Source organism: Streptomyces sp. NPDC057137, assembly GCF_042670825.1.
Taxonomy (GTDB): domain Bacteria; phylum Actinomycetota; class Actinomycetes; order Streptomycetales; family Streptomycetaceae; genus Streptomyces.
Genome location: NZ_JBHUUW010000001.1, coordinates 43,882 through 59,947, shown reverse-complemented (window position 1 = coordinate 59,947; position 16,066 = coordinate 43,882). Strand labels below are relative to the sequence as shown.

Below are 16,066 nucleotides of genomic sequence, written 5' to 3'. Positions count from 1 at the left end.
TCGTCGCCGGACTCCGGCCTCCGCCGCGTGTTCCGTCGCATGTTCCGTGACGAGATCCGCCCACCGGGACGTATCGCGACACGCGAGCGCGGGCCTGCGGGCTCTACCGCTGCCCGCTGTTCAAGCCCGACGCAGTGCGGAGCGGCCCGCGAAGCGCGCCGAGTCGCCCAACTCCTCCTCGATCCGGATCAGTTGGTTGTACTTCGCCGTACGGTCGGAGCGGGAGAGTGAGCCGGTTTTGATCTGACCGCAGCCGGTCGCCACCGCCAGATCCGCGATGGTGGTGTCCTCCGTCTCGCCCGAGCGGTGCGACATGACAACCGTCCAGCCCGCCTGGTGGGCCGTGGCCACCGCGGCCAGCGCCTCGGTCAGGGTGCCGATCTGATTGACCTTGACCAGGACCGAGTTGCCCACGCCGGTGCGGATGCCCTCGCGCAGCAGCGCCTCGTTGGTGCAGAACACGTCGTCGCCGGTGAGCTGGCAGCGGTCGCCGACGCGGGCGGTCAGCTCGCGCCAGCCGTCCAGGTCGTTCTCCGCCATCGGGTCCTCGATGGAGAGGACCGGGTAGGCGTCGATGAGCTTGGCCAGGTGGTCGGCGTGCTCGGAGGGGGTACGGCGTACCCCCTCGCCCGTGTAGTCGTACACCCCGTCGCGGAAGAACTCCGACGACGCCGGGTCCATGACCAGGCCGATGTCCGTGCCGGGGCGGTAGCCGGTGCGCTCGACGGCGGTCATCACGAAGTCGAGGGCCTCCTCGGCGGTACGCAGGGCGGGCGCGAAGCCGCCCTCGTCGCCGACGCCCGTGGAGTGCCCGGCGGCCAGCAGATCGCGGCGCAGGGTGTGGAAGACCTCGCTGCCCATGCGGACGGCTTCGGCGAAGGTGCCCGCGCCCACGGGCACGATCATGAACTCCTGGAAATCCAGCGGATTGTCAGCGTGCGCGCCGCCGTTGACGATGTTCATCATCGGCAGCGGCAGGAGGTGGGCGCCGGCGCCGCCGAGGTAACGGTAGAGGGGCTGCCGGTGGGCCGCCGCGGCGGCCTTGGCGGTGGCGAGGGAGACGCCGAGGATCGCGTTGGCACCGAGCCGGGACTTCGTGGCGGTGCCGTCGAGGGCGACCAGCGCGGCGTCGAGCCCCGCCTGGTCCGCCGCGTCCCGGCCGCGCACGGCCGCCGCGATCTCCCCGTTGACGTGGGCCACCGCGCGGTCGACGCCCTTGCCGTGCCAGCGCGCGGGGTCTCCGTCGCGCAGTTCCACGGCCTCCCGGGCGCCGGTGGAGGCGCCGGAGGGAACGGCCGCGCGCCCCAGGGACCCGTCCGACAGGACGACGTCGACCTCGACCGTGGGATTGCCCCGGCTGTCGATGATCCGGCGGGCGGTGACGGTCTCGACGGCGGCGTTGACGGTTTCGGCTGCCTTTGCGGACATGGGAGTCCCTTCCCGTTGTCGTATGCCGTGGCCCCGGCTGCGACAACGCTGGCGCTGAGCCCGACAACACCAAACCCTACAGCAATGCTGCTCAGTTTGGCTGTACAGCATTGCTGTGCAGGTCAGGTGCACAGCCGTGCTGACCACCGGGGTAAGGTGCCCTATGCCCACCTCGGAAGCCGCCGCCATCGCCGCCGAACTGCGCACGGCGATGGGCAAGCTCACCCGACGCGTCAAACACGAGGACCGCATCCCGCTGGGCCAGGTCGCCGTGCTCGGCGCACTCGACCGCGACGGCGCCATGACCACCAGCGACCTCGCCGCCGATCAGCGCGTACGCCCCCAGTCGATGGCCCGGGCGGTGGGGCTGCTCATGGAACAGAACCTGATCACACGCCGTGCTCACCCCACGGACGGCCGCAAGTCACTGGTCGAGCTGTCGGACGCGGGCCGGGCCGCCCTCGAAGCGGAGCGCGGCCGCAGGGCCGGCTGGCTCGCGCAGGCCATCGAGGCGGAACTCACGGACGAGGAAGCCACGTTGCTGGCACGGAGCGCGGCCCTGCTGGAGCGGCTCGCCACCCGCTAGTGGGGCGGGGCCACTGGATACCCTGCCGTCATGTCTCTTACTCCGGACGACGAGATCCGCAGCCGTGCGGAGTTCGTCGTCTTCGTTCAGAAACTGCGCCAGGACTTCGAGCGGCAAGGCGACGCGTGGGAGAACAACACGCTCGGCGACTTCCTCGAAGCCCTCGCCGCGTGGGTGGACGACTCCCCAGGCTGGTACCAGAACTTCGGCGAAGAGCTTCCCGCCGGCGGTGACTGGACCTTCATCGCCCGCGCGCTCCAGGCAGCCACGGTCTACGAGTAGTCCATGGTCCGAAGTGCGCTCGACTCCGGAACCTCCGCATTCGCCGCAGACCCAGGCAGCCCCCGCCGCTCAACTATCGTTGCTCCGCATGACAGCCACCGAGACGGACATCACCGAGGACCTGATCCGGGATCTGTTGCGCGAGCAGTACCCCGACCTGGCGGATCGGCCCTTGAAGCTCGGAGCGCGGGGCTGGGACAATCAGGTGTGGCGGCTCGGTGACGACCTCGCCGTCAGGATGCCCTGGGCTACGCAGTCCGCGGACGAGTTGCTGCGCAAGGAACACACCTGGCTGCCCGGCCTCGCCCCGCATCTTCCTCTGCGGATCCCCGTCCCGCAGCGCCTCGGTGAGCCATCCGAACGGTTTCCGCGGCCCTGGCTCGTCACCACCTGGGTGCCGGGCGAGCCTGCCGACCGCGCGCCCGCGACGCGCGCCGCGGCGGCTGCCGGAACCCTGGCCGACTTCCTGACCGCTCTCCACCGGCCCGCCCCCGACGGGGCGCCCGCGGGGCGGAACCGCGGCGGTCCGCTGGCCGGCACGGCCGAGCACTTCGCCCATGACCTCGCCTCGGCCACCGAACTGGGGCTGATCCGCGACCCGGACGCCGTCCGCGCGGTGTGGGAGGACGCCGCCGCCGCGCCCGCGTGGGAAGGCCCGGCGCTGTGGCTCCACGGCGACCTGCATCCGGCCAACATCCTGACCGGGAACGGCACTTTCTGCGGTGTGATCGACTTCGGCGACCTGTTCGCCGGTGACCCTGCCATCGACCTCGCCGCCGCCTGGATCCTGCTGCCGGACGGCGCCGTCGACCGCTTCCACCAGGCCTACCGGCCGGGCCCGGACGCCGCGACACTGCGCCGCGCCCGCGGCTGGGCGGTGCTGCGCGCCCTCACCGGCATCCACATCGGAGACGCGGGCGACCACGGCCGCCCCGGCGGCAAGTCCACCTGGGGCCCACCCGCCCACGCCTCACTGCGACGCCTCACCGGGCAGTGAATCTACGTCCGGCGGTCATTCCTTGGTCGCTCCGGCGAGCATTCCCGACACCAGCGTGCGCTGGGAGAACAGGAAGAGCACCAGCACGGGCAGGATCGCGACGAGAATCGCCAGGGCCAGCTCCGGGATGGTGATGTTCAGGCCGGCGCCCGCCACCGGGTTGAACGAGGGGGTGGAGGTGAGCAGTTGGTTCAGGCCCACCTGGACCGGGAACTGGTCGCTGCTCGGCAGGACGAGGTAGGGCAGGAAGAAGTTGTTCCAGTTGCCCACGAAGCTGAAGAACGCGACCAGGCCCACCACGGGCTTCGCCAGCGGTAGCGCGATACGGGTGAAGAGCTGCCACTCCGTGCAGCCGTCGATCCGGGCCGCCGACAGCAGGTCCCTGGGCAGGCTGCTGCCGAAGTAGATGTACACGAGGTACACGCCGAAGGGGTAGAAGGAGAAGGGCAGGATCACGGACCAGATGGTGCCGATCAGATGGAAGCGGTTCAGCTCCAGGAAGATCGGCAGCACCAGCGTGGCCTGCGGCATGATCATCGTGACCAGGGTGATGGTCAGCAGTGTCTTGCGGCCCCGGAACTTCGTCAGGGCCAGCGCGTAGCCGGCCGGCACGCTGACGACCAGTGTCAGCACGAGCGAACCGCCCGCGTACACCGCCGAGTTGCGCAGCCACTTGACCATGGCGCCGTCCTGGAAGTCGAACAGATGCTGCCAGGCGGCGCCGATCTGCTGGAACGACCCGAAGGAGAACGGGTTGTCCCGCACCACTTCGCCGGCTGTCTTCGACGGCGCGAGCAGCAGCCAGACCACCGGCAGTACGAAGAACACCAGCAGTACGGCGAGCAGCAGGCCCACGATCAGGAAGGAGAGGGCCCGGGAGGGCCGGAGGCGCCGGCCCGTGGTGGCCGAGGGGAGGGTGGTCTGTGTCATTTCTCGTCCAACTTGAACAGGTTCGATCGGGCGACCAGCAGCCCGGCGGCCACGAGTCCCAGCGCCAGCAGGAAGACGGAGATGGCGGCGGCGCCGTTGAAGTCGCCCTGCTGGAAGGCGTAGACGTAGGCCAGCTGGTTGGGCGACCAGGTGGGGCTCACCCGGCCGAGACTGGCGGTCTGGAGCAGCTGGGGCTCGACGAACAGCTGGGTGCCGGTCGCGAAGGCCATGATCGTCATATAGACGATCCACTGCCGGATCATCGGGATCTGCACGTGCCAGGCGGTACGCCAGGGCCCCGCGCCGTCGATCCTGGCAGCTTCCAGCACCTCGTCCGGGATGTTGTTCAGCGCCCCGTACATGACGACCATCCAGCCGCCGGCGCCGGTCCAGAACGCGATCAGCATCAGGATCAGCGGCAGATTGCCGGGCGCGAGCACGGCCGCGAAGCTGTGCATGCCCATGCTGTTGAGCAGCCAGGACACCGGGCTGACGTCCGGGTCCAGCATGAACAGCCAGACCAGGACGCTGGCGACCCCGGCGAGGGCGCCGGGGATGTAGTACAGGAAGCGGAAGAGCGCCGACGTACCCGGCCGCACCCGGCTGCGCAGGAGCAGCGCGACCAGGACGACGAGAACCACCAGGACGACCAGCCACATGACGAGATAGATCAGCATGTTCGTGAAGGCCGGGACGAAGCGGTAGTCCTGGGCGACCTTCAGGAACTGGTTGATCCCGGTGAACTGGCCCTTGTCGTTGGTGAGCGCCAGGTAGAACGAGTAGCAGGTCGGGAAGACGCCGAACGCGAGCAGCAGCACCGTGTAGCCCGCGACGAACACGTAGCCGGCGAGGCCGCGGCCCCTCCGCCGCGGCGTGGCGCCGCGGCGGAGGGCGGAGACGGCGACGCGCTCGGTCTCCAGCAGTGTCATTCGTCGACCACCTGATATCCCTCGGCCTTCGCCTCGTTGCTGATCTCCTTCTGCCACGCGGGCAGGGTGGAGACGAGGCTCTTGCCGGAGGTCAGGGCCGGCAGGACGACGCTGGACCAGGCGGTGGCGTCCGAGAACTTGGTGTTCGACCAGCCGGTCCACACCTGGCCGGCCGCGTCCCGGAACGCCTTGCTCACATCGTTGGCGAAGTAGTCGCTGTTGGCCGGGTTGGCCAGCCAGGCGTCGGCCGCCTTGGTGTAGGCGGGGTACGTGGGCGCGGCCGCCTGGTTCTCGTCGGACGTGGTCAGCCAGGTGATCAGATCCGTGGACGCCTTGAGGTTGGCGCTGTGCGAGGACGCCATCCACACGCCGCCGCCGACGTTGCCGGTGGCGGACGTCGTCTCACCCTCCCAGGTCAGCGGGGACGCGGCGGCGATCTGCTTGGCCGGGGTCTTGAAGGCGGCCTTGAACAGGTACTGGCCGTACCAGGACGGGCCGTACGCCATCAGCACCTTGCCGCCGCTGTCCTTGGCGAATCCCTGGCTGAAGAAGCCCTTGGTGGTGACGGCCTTGGCGTCGATCAGCTCGTCCAGCAGTGTCGCCGTCCGGACGCAGTTCTTGTCCTGCAGGTCGGTGCGCAGGGTGTCCGGCTTCACCAGGTCGAACGCCGGGCACTGGCCGGACCAGAAGTAGGACTCGTGCGAGTTGGTGTCACCGACCGAGCCGACGAGATAGCCGGGGTGCTCCTTGGCGACCCGCTTGCCCAGGGCCTCGTACTGCTCCCAGGTGGTGGGGACCTCGTACCCCCACTTGTCCATGAGCGACTGGTTGTACCAGAGGACGACCTGCGCGATGTCGTTGCGCAGGCAGTAGGTGTTGCCGTTGAACTCACAGGGTGTGAGGGAGCCCTTGGCGAAGCCGTCCAGCGTGGCGCTCGGCACGAGCTTGTCGTTCAGGGGCGCGGCGAACGGCTGCGCGCCGGGCTTGGTGGGCTCGGACGCCCAGGTCATGTCGGTGGGTGTGCCGAAGACCACGTCGGGCCAGCCGCTGCCGGTGCGGTCGAAGAGCTGCACCTTCGACTGCAGGTACGAGGAGCCGTCGGCGCCGCCGTCGTACGTGACGACCTTCATCTTCACGTCGGGGTGCGCCTTCTGATACGCCTCCACCGACGGCAGCCGGGTGGAGTCGGCCCACACGGTGATCTGCGAGCCGTCCTTCTGTGCGACCGGCTTGAACGCCGAGTCCGCGGACGGGGAGTCGGTGGTGGTGTCGGCGCTGGCACAGCCGGCCAGTACGGCCGCCGTGACCAGGGAGAGCGCCGCCGCGGCGGCACGCGTCGCGGTACGGCGTCGGCCGGTTCGCGGAGATCCGGAAGACCTCATCGTCTTGCCTTTCTGTTCTTACGTGGGGACGGGTGACGCGCCTTGTGGGGGCGCCGGGCGAGGTGGCCGTCCGGGCGGACGGCCACCGTCCGGTCAGCGCGGCTGCTCGACGAAGCGCTGGAGTTCGCTTCCGTATTCGAAGTCGAGCGGGAGGGCTATGCCGGGCGCCGTGGGGGCGTGCACCAGGCCCTGAGCGTCCACATGGCGCTCGCGGACGACGTCCGCCGCGGTCACCAGGGACTCGTAATAGGTGGTGTTGGAGATGGCCATGCACAGGTGGTGGTTCGGGATGTCCGAACCGTGCACCTCGGCACGGAGCCGGTAGGCGTCGGCGAGGTGTGCCGTGCGCATGGCGCCGGTGATCCCGCCCCGGAGGGTGGTGCCGGCCCGCACACCGAAGGTGGCGGCGCCGGCCCGGATGAAGTCCGCGGAGTTCATGTGCGCTCCGTCGGAGGTCTCGGCGACCAGCAGTGGTACGTCCACGGTGGCCGCCAGCCGCTGGTACGCGGAGATGCTGAACTCGCGCATCGGCTCCTCGTACCAGAGGTAGTCCGCCTCGGAGAGCGCGCGCCCCAGGCGGATCGCGTCGGGCAGGTCGAAGCCGGCCGACCCGTCGTACATCAGCGGCACCGAAGGACCGACGTGCTCGCGCAGCGCCAGACACAGCTCGGCGTCGCGCCGGGCGTCACCCCAGGCGTGCAGCTTGATACCGCGGTAGCCCAGTGCCAGGCACTGGTCCGCCACGTCGAGGAACTCCGGGACGCTGGAGAACGTCGAGGTGGAGGCGTAGGCCGGGATCGACTCCCGGAAGCCGCCGAGCAGGCGCCAGACCGGCTGGCCGAGATGGCGGCCCGCCAGATCCCACAGGGCGATGTCGATGAGGCCGAGGGTGGGGAGCGGGAGTTCATGGATACGGTCCAGCTCCCACACCCGGTGCCACAGCCATTCCCGCTGGAACGGGTCGGCTCCGACCAACTCGTCGCGGAAGACCCGGTCCACCAGATCCCGCAGGGTGGTGAAGGCTCCCGGCCTGGCGAACAGGGCCACCCCCTCGGCCCCCTCGTCGGTGCCGATACGCAGGACCGCGCCGTCGCCCACCGGAGCGCTTCCGCTCAGTCCGTCCCTCCAGCGGAAGGGCGGGCTGGCCGCCGGAACTTCGATCCGGTGTACTTCGACTTGGGTGATCTTCATCCTGAGCTTTCGTCTCTGTGTGTACGTGCGGGCCCCGGGGCGCGTACGGCTCAGAAGTCGCCGTACGCCTGGAGCTCGTAGATGCTGCCGCCGTTCCAGCTGGATCCGGTGACGGTCAGCCGCAGGTGGCGGGCGGTGACGGGCTCGTCGGCGAACGAGTAGTTGGCCTTCGAAACGGTGCTCTCGGACGTGTGGTCGTCGAGCGTCGACCACGTCGTCCCGTCGGTCGAGTACTCCAGGCGGTACTTGTAGCCGCTGGGCAGCTCGAAGGTGGTCACCACGCTGGAGACCGCGGTGTCCTTGCCCAGGTCCACCTGGATCCAGGACGGGTCGGGCAGGCCGCGGCCCTGCGCCCAGCGGGTGGACAGGTCGCCGTCCACGGCCTTCTCGGGGATGTTGCCGTCCGAGTCCGACGAGGCGGTGACCGGCTTGTTCAGCGCCAGGTTGTTGTCGGCCGGCGTGGTGATGACGGCCGCCTGGCTGGGCTCGGAGGTGTTCAGCACGCCGTCGCGGGCCACGACGGTGAAGGAGTACTCCTTCACCGGGGTCAGACCGGAGACCCGCAGGGTCGTGGCGCCGGTGACGGCGATCCGCTTGCCGTCCTGGCGGACGACATAGCTGGTCACGCCGGTGTCATCGGTCGCGGCAGGCCAGCTGAGATCCACCAGGCTGGGCAGCAGCGGCGTGACGTGGGGCTGCCCGGGGGCCGAGGGGGCCGTGCTGTCCGAACCGGGTGCGGCGGGGGAGCCGTACACCTGGAAGTCGAAGACACTGCCGCCGTTCCCGCTGGTGCCGGTGACCGTCAGCCGTACGAAACGGCCGGTGACGGGCTCGGCGGTGTGGGCGTAGTCGGTCATCTCCGTGGTGTTCGCGGAGGTGCGGTCCGCGAGCGTCCGCCAGTTGACCTCGTCCGGCGAGACCTCGACGCGGTACTTGTATCCGCTGCTCTTCTCGAAGGTGGTGATCGCGCCGCTCACGTCGTAGCGGGCACCGAGGTCCACCTGGATCCACGACGGGTCGGGCAGGCCGCGGCCCTGCGCCCAGCGGGTGGACAGGTCGCCGTCGACCGCCTTCTCGGGGATGTTGCCGTCCGAGTCGGAGGAGGCGGTGACCGGCTTCTTCAGCGCCAGATCGGCACCGGCGGGCATGGTGACCTCGATCGCCCGGCTCTTGGGGGACTCGTTGCCGGCCGCGTCCCGGGCGGTGATCTTGAAGCTGTACGTCGTGCCGGCCGTCAGGCCCGACAGGCGTACCGAGGTCTTTCCGGAGGCGCTGACGAGCTTGCCGTCGCGGTAGACGGAGTAGCCGGTGACGCCCTTGTTGTCGGTGGACGACGGCCAGTTGAGGTCCGCCACCGTCGGGAAGTCGGTGACCGCGGCCGGGGTGCCGGGCGCGCCGGGCGCCTCGCGGTCGGTGACGGCGGGGCCCGGGTCGAGGTGATGGTACTCCGGCTGGAGGCCGGCGTTGTTCACGACCGAGGCCGGGAGCTGGTCGCAGGAGCCGACGGTGGTGTTGCCGCTGACGTCGTTGTTGTCGCTGCCTCCCTGGACGCTGAAGGCGGGGTTGCTCGTGTAGTTGCCGGTGACGGTGTTGTCGTGCCCGTGGTTCATGAGCATCCACTGGAAGGACACATCGCAGATGGCGTTGCCCGTGTTCTTCCAGTAGCGGCTGCCCTCGTCGTGGTAAATGGCGCCGTACGCGGGCGAGGGGACGCCGTGGATGTAGTTGCCGGACACTGTGCCGCCCGGGTTGGTGCTGAGTGTGTAGACCGCGCCACCGTCGGCCTGCGACTTCATGATGTCGCCGATCTCGTTGTTGGTGACCACGTTGTTCTTGCTGGTGGTGGGGGTGTCCCAGACCGGTACGCCGCCGTTGTTCGGGTAGGCGTGGTTACCGCCCTGGTCGGTCAGGCCCCAGCCCCAGCCGACGGAGATGCCGCTGTAGGGCAGGTCGTAGACCTTGTTGTGGGTGATCACCGTGCTGTCGGTGTAGCCGGCCAGGATGCCCAGCGAGCCGTTGTACTGGTCGGCGACCTTGGTGACGACGTTGTTGGCGACCCTGGTGTCCTTGGTGATGTCACGCGGGTCGTCGGGGTGGGCGTCCTTCGCCTCGACACCGCCGATCTGGATGCCGGTGGCGGCGATCTGGCGGAAGACGTTGCCCGTGATGTCGGTGCCCTGGGTACCGGTGTTCAGGTTCAGGCCGACCGCGCCGAGGTGGGTGAAGGTGTTGCCCTCGAAGCCGATGTCGTGGCCGTAGCTCACATTGACGGCCCCGGGCGTCTTCTTCCAGTTCAGACGCGTGGAGTCGAAGTCCGGATTGCCCTCGCCGACCATCCGGAAGCCCGCCTGGCCCTCGATGAGACCGTCGGACGAACTCGGGGCGAGCCACGTGGAGTACGAGAAGGTGATGCCCTCGAAGGAGACATCGGTGACCGGCTCGGCCCTGGTGCCGTTCAGATCGACCAGGTCCTGCACGACCGGCACCGTGACGGTCGCGGTCGACAGGTTCTGACCGGCCTTGGGCATGTAGTAGACCTCGCCCCGGCTCCGGTCGACGTACCACTCGCCCGGGGTGTCCAGCAGCTCGCGGGCGTTCTCCAGCCAGGTCGGGTTCTGGATCTCCTGGCCCTGCTGGAGGTTGGCGTTGGTCCAGCACGGCTGTTCCATCGTCATCGTGGTGCCGGAGATCGACTCCACCCCGCAGCGCTGGAGCTTCCAGCCCCAACTGCTCACGACCTCAAGGTCCTTGGGCTGCTTGTAGGCGCTGATGGCGGTGTCGGTGAAGGTGTAGCCGGTGGACGTCTTGCTGAAGCCGGACGGGTTCTTCGCGCCGCGCGCCCGGGTCTGCGGCTCACCGTTCACATAGAGCTGGCGGGTGTCGAGGTCGCCGATCCTGGCCTTGTAGATCTGTCCCGACGCGTCGGCCGGGGTCCAGCCCTTGATCTGCTTGCCCCCGCTGATCACCGGGTGGGCGCCGGGGGCTGCCTCGTAACTGATCCGCTGTCCGTCGCTGCCGGAGTCCCCGGAGGTGAGGCTGAAGGTGCGGCTGAGCTGGTACGTACCCGACATGAGCCGTACGCGGACATCGCCGCGGACCTTCTTCTTGGCGCCGCGGACATGGTCCCGTGCGTGTTCCAGCGTCTTGAAGGGGTGCGCGGCGGTGCCGGAGCCCGAGTCCTTGCCGGTCGGCGAGACGTAGACGTCCAGGCCGGACGCCTTCGGGGCAGCCTGGGCCGGCACGGCGGCCAGGGTCGCGGCAACGGCGGTCAGGGACAGGGCGGTTATCAGCGTTCTTCGTAGCGGCCCAAAAGAAACGTTTCTGCGGGCGGATGGTTCTGACACGGAAGTCCAATCGCCTGAAGGAAGTGGTACCTGCGGAACCCGGTCGTCCGCCGGGGCCCGCGGGCGGTGGGCGGCTCGGTGCGCGAGCCGGGGGCGGCGGCGTGCCGCCGGTCTACGAGGCGGACGTCTCCGGGGACAGGGGGTCGTCCCCGGCACCGGTGCCCCTCGCGGACGGCGCGGGCGGCGCTGACGCTCCGGAGGGTCCGCGGTCGCCGAGGTTGAACAGCCGGTCGCGGATCTTGCGCTCGAACTGGCTCTGGGTGGTGGCGATGTGCTCCACCATCAGCGTCCCGGCGAGTTCGGCCTCCCCCGCGGCGACCGCGTCCGCGATGGCCAGATGCTGGCGCCCGGCGACTTCCAGCGAGCCGGGCGCGTCGCCGTGGAAGAGCAGCACATCGGACTGCGACGCCAGGCGCCGCACGCCGGCGACGCTGGACCTCAGGAACACGTTGTGCGCGGCGACGCCCACCGCGTCGTGGAACGCGGCGTCGGCCGTGGCGAAGGCGTATCCGTCGGCCGCCCTGGCCGCCACCAGCGAGGTCTCGGCGCACTCCCGGACCGTCCGCACCTCGATCGGCGTGGCGTGGGTGGCGGCACGGCGCGCCGTCTCGGACTCGATCACCGTCCGGTAGTCCAGGAGCATCAGGACGTCTTCCATGCTCGTCGGCCGGAAGTGCCCGAGGTGTTCGTCCAGCAGCCCGCCGGACGAGTCGGCGACGAAGATTCCCGCGCCCCGGCGCACACTCAGCCGGCCGATGGCGGCCAGGACCTTCACCGCCTCGCGGGTGACGTTGCGGGAGGCGCCCAGGATCTCCGCCAGGCCCTGTTCGGTGGGCAGTCGGTCGCCGGAGCGCAGGTTCTGCTCGGCGATGTGGTTCAACAGCTGCTCGGCGACCAGCTCGTAACCCGGCCGGTATGGACGCGACGCGTCGTCATCCCCTTCGCCAGGGACCTGTGATGGAGCTGCCACGGCGTACCCCCTCGTGCACGTTCGGATTAATCTGATTCATCGGTGGCGTAACTATGACAGCGACGTTACGTATTGAGAAGAGGTCGGCCGGAAGTTCCTTCAACAGCCCTTATCGCTCGCCCTTGATTGGGCAAAAGGTGCATCCCGCCCTGAAGTATTGCGCGGAAGGGATCTGATCCTTATGGTCCTGCCTGTCCAATGAAGCAGATCCTTAGGAAGGCTGAGACATGCGACGTATCGCCGCCGTGATCCGGCTGCGGCCCGAGAAGGAGCCGGAGTACCGCGCCCTGCACGCCGCCGCGTGGCCAGGAGTGCTCGCCGCCCTCAAGCGCGCCAACATCGGCAACTACTCGATCTTCCTGCGGGACGGCCTCCTCTTCAGCTACCTGGAATACACGGGGACCGACTACGCCGCCGACACCGCGCTGATCGCCGCCGACCCGGTGACCCGCGAGTGGTGGGCGCTGACCGACCCGTGCCAGCAGCCGCTGGACAGCGCGGCCGACGGAGAGCGGTGGGCCCCCGCCGAGGAGGTCTTCCACCTCGACTGAGGGCACGCACCCCGCGTGGGCTCGACTCGCGAGCTCCGCCCACCGGCTATTTCTTCCACCGGCCACTTCGCCCACCGAACCCGAGGAACGAACGGTGCGCATCGACGCTCATCACCATCTGTGGGACCTCGCCGTGCGCGACCAGCCGTGGACCCGCGACATACCCGCCCTGCGCAGGACCTTCACCGCCGACGACCTGCGACCGGCGCTCGACCGCAACGCCGTCGACGCCACCGTCGTCGTGCAGACCCTCGCCGTGCCGCAGGAGACCCCGGAACTGCTCGCCCTGGCCTCCGGGGACCCGCACGTCCGCGCCGTCGTCGGCTGGGCGGACCTGACCGGCCCCGGCCTCGCCGACCGCCTCGCCGAACTGCGCGAACTGCCCGGCGGCTCCCGCCTGGTGGGGATCCGCCACGGCATCCAGGACGAACCCGACCCGGACTGGGCGGCGCGTCCCGAGGTCCGACGGGGCATCGAGGCCGTCGGCGCCGCGGGCCTCGTGTACGACCTGCTCGTCCGGCCCGACCAACTGCCCGCCGCCGTCCGGACCGTACGCGCCCTGCCGAATGTCCGCTTCGTCCTGGACCACGCGGGCAATCCGGTCATCGGCCCGGACGGCCCGCAGGCGTGGACCTCGCTGCTGACCGACCTCGCCGACTGCCCCAACGTCGCCGTGAAACTGTCCGGCCTGGTCACCAGGACCGGGACGGACCCGGCCCGCGCGCTGCGCCCCTACGCGGACGTCCTGCTCGCGACGGTGGGCCCCGACCGCCTCATGTACGGCTCGGACTGGCCGGTCTGTCTGCTCGCGGCCGGTTACGACGACGTCCTGGCCGTCGCCGAGACGCTCACCGGCCGGCTGAGCGCCGCCGAGCGCGAGGCGGTCTTCGGGACGACGGCCGCCCGCTGGTACGGGATCGCCGCGTGAGGGCCCGCCAACTCGGCCGTACGCGCGTGAGCGTCAGCTCCCTGGGGTTCGGCGGCGCCCCCCTCGGCAATCTCTACACCCCCCTCGACGACGACCGGGCGGCGGCCGCCGTCGACGCGGCCTGGGACGCCGGGGTGCGCTACTACGACACCGCCCCGCACTACGGCCTCGGCCTGTCGGAACGGCGGCTCGGCGCGGCGCTCGCCCACCGGCCACGGGCGGAGTTCACCGTCTCCACCAAGGTCGGCCGCCTGCTGGAACCCCACCCCGCACCCACCGGATCCGACCTGGCCGCCGGGGGCTTCGCCGTACCGGACACCCTGATCCGCCGGTCCGACTACTCGCGCGACGGCGTGCTGCGGAGCCTGGAGGGCAGCCTGGCCCGGCTGGGCCTCGACCGGGTGGACATCGTCTACGTACACGACCCCGACGAGCACCTGGACGCCGCGCTCCACCAGGCACTTCCCGCCCTGGCGGCACTGCGCGACGAAGGTGTCGTCGGCGCCGTCGGTGTCGGCGCGAACACCGTCGCCCCGCTGCTGCGGGCCGTCGAAGAGGCGGACGTGGACGCGGTGATGGTGGCCGGCCGCTGGACACTCCTCGACCGCACCGCGGCCCCGCTGCTCGACGCGTGCGCGCGGCGGGGCGTCTCGGCCGTCGCCGCGGCGCCGTTCAACTCGGGTCTGCTCAGCAGGCCCCGCCCGCCGGACGACGCCTCCTTCGACTACGGCCCCGCCCCCGAGGCAGTGCTGCGGCAGGCCCACCGACTCGCCGACGTCTGCGCCCGGCACGGCACTGTACTGCCCCACGCCGCCGTCCGCTTCCCGCTGCGCCACCCCGCCGTGGCCTGCGTCGTCGCGGGCTTCCGCGCCGCCCATGAGGTGGTGTCCGCCGCGCACTGGGCCGGTGACGACCTGTCCGCCTCGGCCTGGTCGGATCTGGACAGGTGCGCCGGGGAGCGGTGATCGGCGCGCGGCTCCGATTGCCGTGCCGTACCGGTCATCCGTGCGGACGCCGCAGCATGTAGCCGACACCCCGGACGGTGTGAATGAGTCTGGGGGCGCCGTCCTCGCCGGAGTCGACCTTGCGGCGCAGATAGGAGATGTACGACTCGACGATGCTGAGGTCGCCGCTGAAGTCGTGGGCCCAGACATGGTCGCGGATCTGCGGTTTGGAGACCACCCGGCCGACGTTGGCCATGAGGTAGGCGAGCAGCTTGAACTCCGTGGGTGACAGCGGGACCGCGTGGCCGGAGCGCAGCACCTGACGGCCGACGGGGTCGAGTTCGAGATCGTCGACCACCAGGATGCCGTCGCTGTCCGGGCCGCCGGTGCGCCGCAGGATGGCCCGGATGCGCGCGATCAGTTCTTCCAGGCTGAAGGGTTTGGTGACGTAGTCGTCGCCCCCGACGGTCAGGCCGCTGATCTTGTCGCCGATGCCGTCCCTGGCGGTGAGGAACAGGACGGGCAGCTGCTCGTGACCGGCGGCGGCCGTACGGCTGCGTGCGCCGAAGTCCTCGCGCAGCCGCTTCACCACGGCGAAGCCGTCCATGTCCGGCAGCATCACGTCCAGAACCATCAGATCGGGCGGGTCCTCGGCCACCGCTGCCAGAGCCTCGGCACCGGTCGAGGCGGAGGCGACCTTGAAGCCGACGAAGCGCAGGGACGCTGAAAGCAGCTCCCTGATGTCGGGTTCGTCGTCGACGACCAGCAGGCTGGCCTCGGGTGCTTCCTCGGTCATCTGGGCTCTCATGTGTGCGGTATGTGTACGAAAGGGCTGGACGTCATGTCTCGCGGTACCAGGGCACTCTCAGCCTCCGGCAGCGGCGTCGGTCTGCCCGCCTCCGCGGCCCCCTCCCATGGCGCCGCCCTCGGTCACCGTGGTGGCGGTGACATCGCCCGAGTCGTTCCGGCTGCCCTGCACGGTGACGGTCTCTCCGGGCTTCAGGTCGGAGACCTCGCCGGTCGTGGACCGGCTGACCTCGGTGGACTCGCCGGTGGTCACCTTGATGATCGCGCCCTGCTGGTCGGTGACGTAGATCGTGCTGCCGTCGATCACCTTGATCGTGCCGACCGTCGTCCCGCTCGCGCCGGCGGGCGCCTGCGCACCCGCGCCGCCGCCCTGGGCGCCGCCGGGGCGACCGCCCGCCCCTCCCGCCGGGGCACCGCCCCCGCCGGAGCCGGACGACTGGTCCTTCTCCACCAGCACGCCTCCGGTGAAGCCCAGCGCCGCGACGACCGCGGCGGTCAACAGCAGGGCGGGCCAGGGGAGTTTGCGCCGGGGCGGGGCGGTCAGCTCGGCACTGATGTCCCGCATGTCCGGAGGGGCGGCGAGTACGTCCTCGGGCTGCTCGGCGTCGTCCGGCGGGCCGGCCGCGGCGTCGGGCGGCACGACGGGATCGGGCTCGTCCGGCGGTGCCGGGACGGGTGCGAGGGGGGCGACAGCCTTCACAGAGTGGCGGTGTCGGGCCATGTCCGGGTACTCCTGTCCATACGGTGGATCGTCGTCATCGCGGGGGTGGTGGTGTCGGGTCGTACGTCTCGTCGTA

At 70.2% G+C, this 16,066-nt stretch carries 15 protein-coding genes; 6 read left to right on the top strand and 9 right to left on the bottom strand.

Features of this window, described 5'->3' with window-relative positions:
• Window positions 1-120: 120 nt before the first annotated feature.
• Entirely contained in the window at window positions 121-1,428 is a 1,308-nt protein-coding gene (gene eno, locus ACFT9I_RS00230; RefSeq protein WP_382558772.1) for a phosphopyruvate hydratase, read from the bottom strand.
• Window positions 1,429-1,591: 163 nt separating this feature from the next.
• Here eno and ACFT9I_RS00225 point away from each other — a divergent pair, with 163 nt between their 5' ends.
• The 3 genes from ACFT9I_RS00225 to ACFT9I_RS00215 all read left to right on the top strand — a co-directional run bounded on the left by ACFT9I_RS00225 (window position 1,592) and on the right by ACFT9I_RS00215 (window position 3,293).
• A complete protein-coding gene (locus tag ACFT9I_RS00225) occupies window positions 1,592-2,014 on the top strand; it encodes a MarR family winged helix-turn-helix transcriptional regulator (RefSeq protein ID WP_382558770.1) in 423 nt (140 codons plus the stop codon).
• Between the two features lie 30 nt (window positions 2,015-2,044).
• On the top strand, window positions 2,045-2,296 hold the full coding sequence (locus ACFT9I_RS00220; protein ID WP_382558768.1) for a hypothetical protein: 252 nt from the start codon (window positions 2,045-2,047) through the stop codon (window positions 2,294-2,296).
• A gap of 88 nt (window positions 2,297-2,384) precedes the next feature.
• Complete coding sequence (locus tag ACFT9I_RS00215; RefSeq protein ID WP_382558766.1) at window positions 2,385-3,293, top strand: aminoglycoside phosphotransferase family protein; 909 nt, start codon at window positions 2,385-2,387, stop codon at window positions 3,291-3,293.
• Between the two features lie 15 nt (window positions 3,294-3,308).
• Here ACFT9I_RS00215 and ACFT9I_RS00210 read toward each other — a convergent pair whose 3' ends face one another.
• The 6 genes from ACFT9I_RS00210 to ACFT9I_RS00185 form a co-directional block, all read right to left on the bottom strand.
• On the bottom strand, window positions 3,309-4,223 hold the full coding sequence (locus tag ACFT9I_RS00210; RefSeq protein ID WP_382558764.1) for a carbohydrate ABC transporter permease: 915 nt from the start codon (window positions 4,221-4,223) through the stop codon (window positions 3,309-3,311).
• Complete coding sequence (locus ACFT9I_RS00205) at window positions 4,220-5,152, bottom strand: carbohydrate ABC transporter permease (protein ID WP_382558762.1); 933 nt, start codon at window positions 5,150-5,152, stop codon at window positions 4,220-4,222. The genes ACFT9I_RS00210 and ACFT9I_RS00205 overlap by 4 nt, the downstream gene beginning before the upstream one ends.
• Window positions 5,149-6,534 (bottom strand): ABC transporter substrate-binding protein, encoded by a 1,386-nt coding sequence (locus ACFT9I_RS00200; protein ID WP_382558760.1) that lies wholly within the window; start codon window positions 6,532-6,534, stop codon window positions 5,149-5,151. Before ACFT9I_RS00200 ends, ACFT9I_RS00205 begins: the two co-directional genes overlap by 4 nt.
• Before the next feature lie 93 nt (window positions 6,535-6,627).
• A complete protein-coding gene (locus ACFT9I_RS00195; RefSeq protein ID WP_382558758.1) occupies window positions 6,628-7,725 on the bottom strand; it encodes an enolase C-terminal domain-like protein in 1,098 nt (365 codons plus the stop codon).
• 50 nt (window positions 7,726-7,775) lie between these two features.
• A complete protein-coding gene (locus ACFT9I_RS00190; RefSeq protein ID WP_382558756.1) occupies window positions 7,776-10,967 on the bottom strand; it encodes a discoidin domain-containing protein in 3,192 nt (1,063 codons plus the stop codon).
• Window positions 10,968-11,181: 214 nt separating this feature from the next.
• The gene (locus ACFT9I_RS00185) at window positions 11,182-12,039 is read right to left on the bottom strand and encodes a FadR/GntR family transcriptional regulator (protein WP_382558754.1); all 858 of its coding nucleotides are present in this window, start codon (window positions 12,037-12,039) and stop codon (window positions 11,182-11,184) included.
• 227 nt (window positions 12,040-12,266) lie between these two features.
• Between ACFT9I_RS00185 and ACFT9I_RS00180 the strand changes: the two genes are divergently transcribed.
• The 3 genes from ACFT9I_RS00180 (at window position 12,267) to ACFT9I_RS00170 (ending at window position 14,483) form a co-directional block, all read left to right on the top strand.
• The gene (locus ACFT9I_RS00180) at window positions 12,267-12,590 is read left to right on the top strand and encodes an L-rhamnose mutarotase (RefSeq protein WP_382558752.1); all 324 of its coding nucleotides are present in this window, start codon (window positions 12,267-12,269) and stop codon (window positions 12,588-12,590) included.
• Window positions 12,591-12,684: 94 nt separating this feature from the next.
• Window positions 12,685-13,518: an amidohydrolase family protein gene (locus tag ACFT9I_RS00175; RefSeq protein WP_382558750.1), complete on the top strand. Its 834-nt coding sequence runs from the start codon at window positions 12,685-12,687 to the stop codon at window positions 13,516-13,518.
• The gene (locus ACFT9I_RS00170) at window positions 13,515-14,483 is read left to right on the top strand and encodes an aldo/keto reductase (protein WP_382558748.1); all 969 of its coding nucleotides are present in this window, start codon (window positions 13,515-13,517) and stop codon (window positions 14,481-14,483) included. The genes ACFT9I_RS00175 and ACFT9I_RS00170 overlap by 4 nt, the downstream gene beginning before the upstream one ends.
• Before the next feature lie 34 nt (window positions 14,484-14,517).
• Here ACFT9I_RS00170 and ACFT9I_RS00165 read toward each other — a convergent pair whose 3' ends face one another.
• Both ACFT9I_RS00165 and ACFT9I_RS00160 read right to left on the bottom strand, forming a co-directional pair.
• Window positions 14,518-15,258 (bottom strand): response regulator transcription factor, encoded by a 741-nt coding sequence (locus ACFT9I_RS00165; protein ID WP_382558746.1) that lies wholly within the window; start codon window positions 15,256-15,258, stop codon window positions 14,518-14,520.
• Between the two features lie 69 nt (window positions 15,259-15,327).
• Window positions 15,328-15,990 carry a hypothetical protein gene (locus ACFT9I_RS00160; protein ID WP_382558744.1) on the bottom strand — a complete coding sequence of 221 codons (663 nt, stop codon included), beginning with the start codon at window positions 15,988-15,990 and terminating at the stop codon, window positions 15,328-15,330.
• Window positions 15,991-16,066 lie beyond the last annotated feature (76 nt).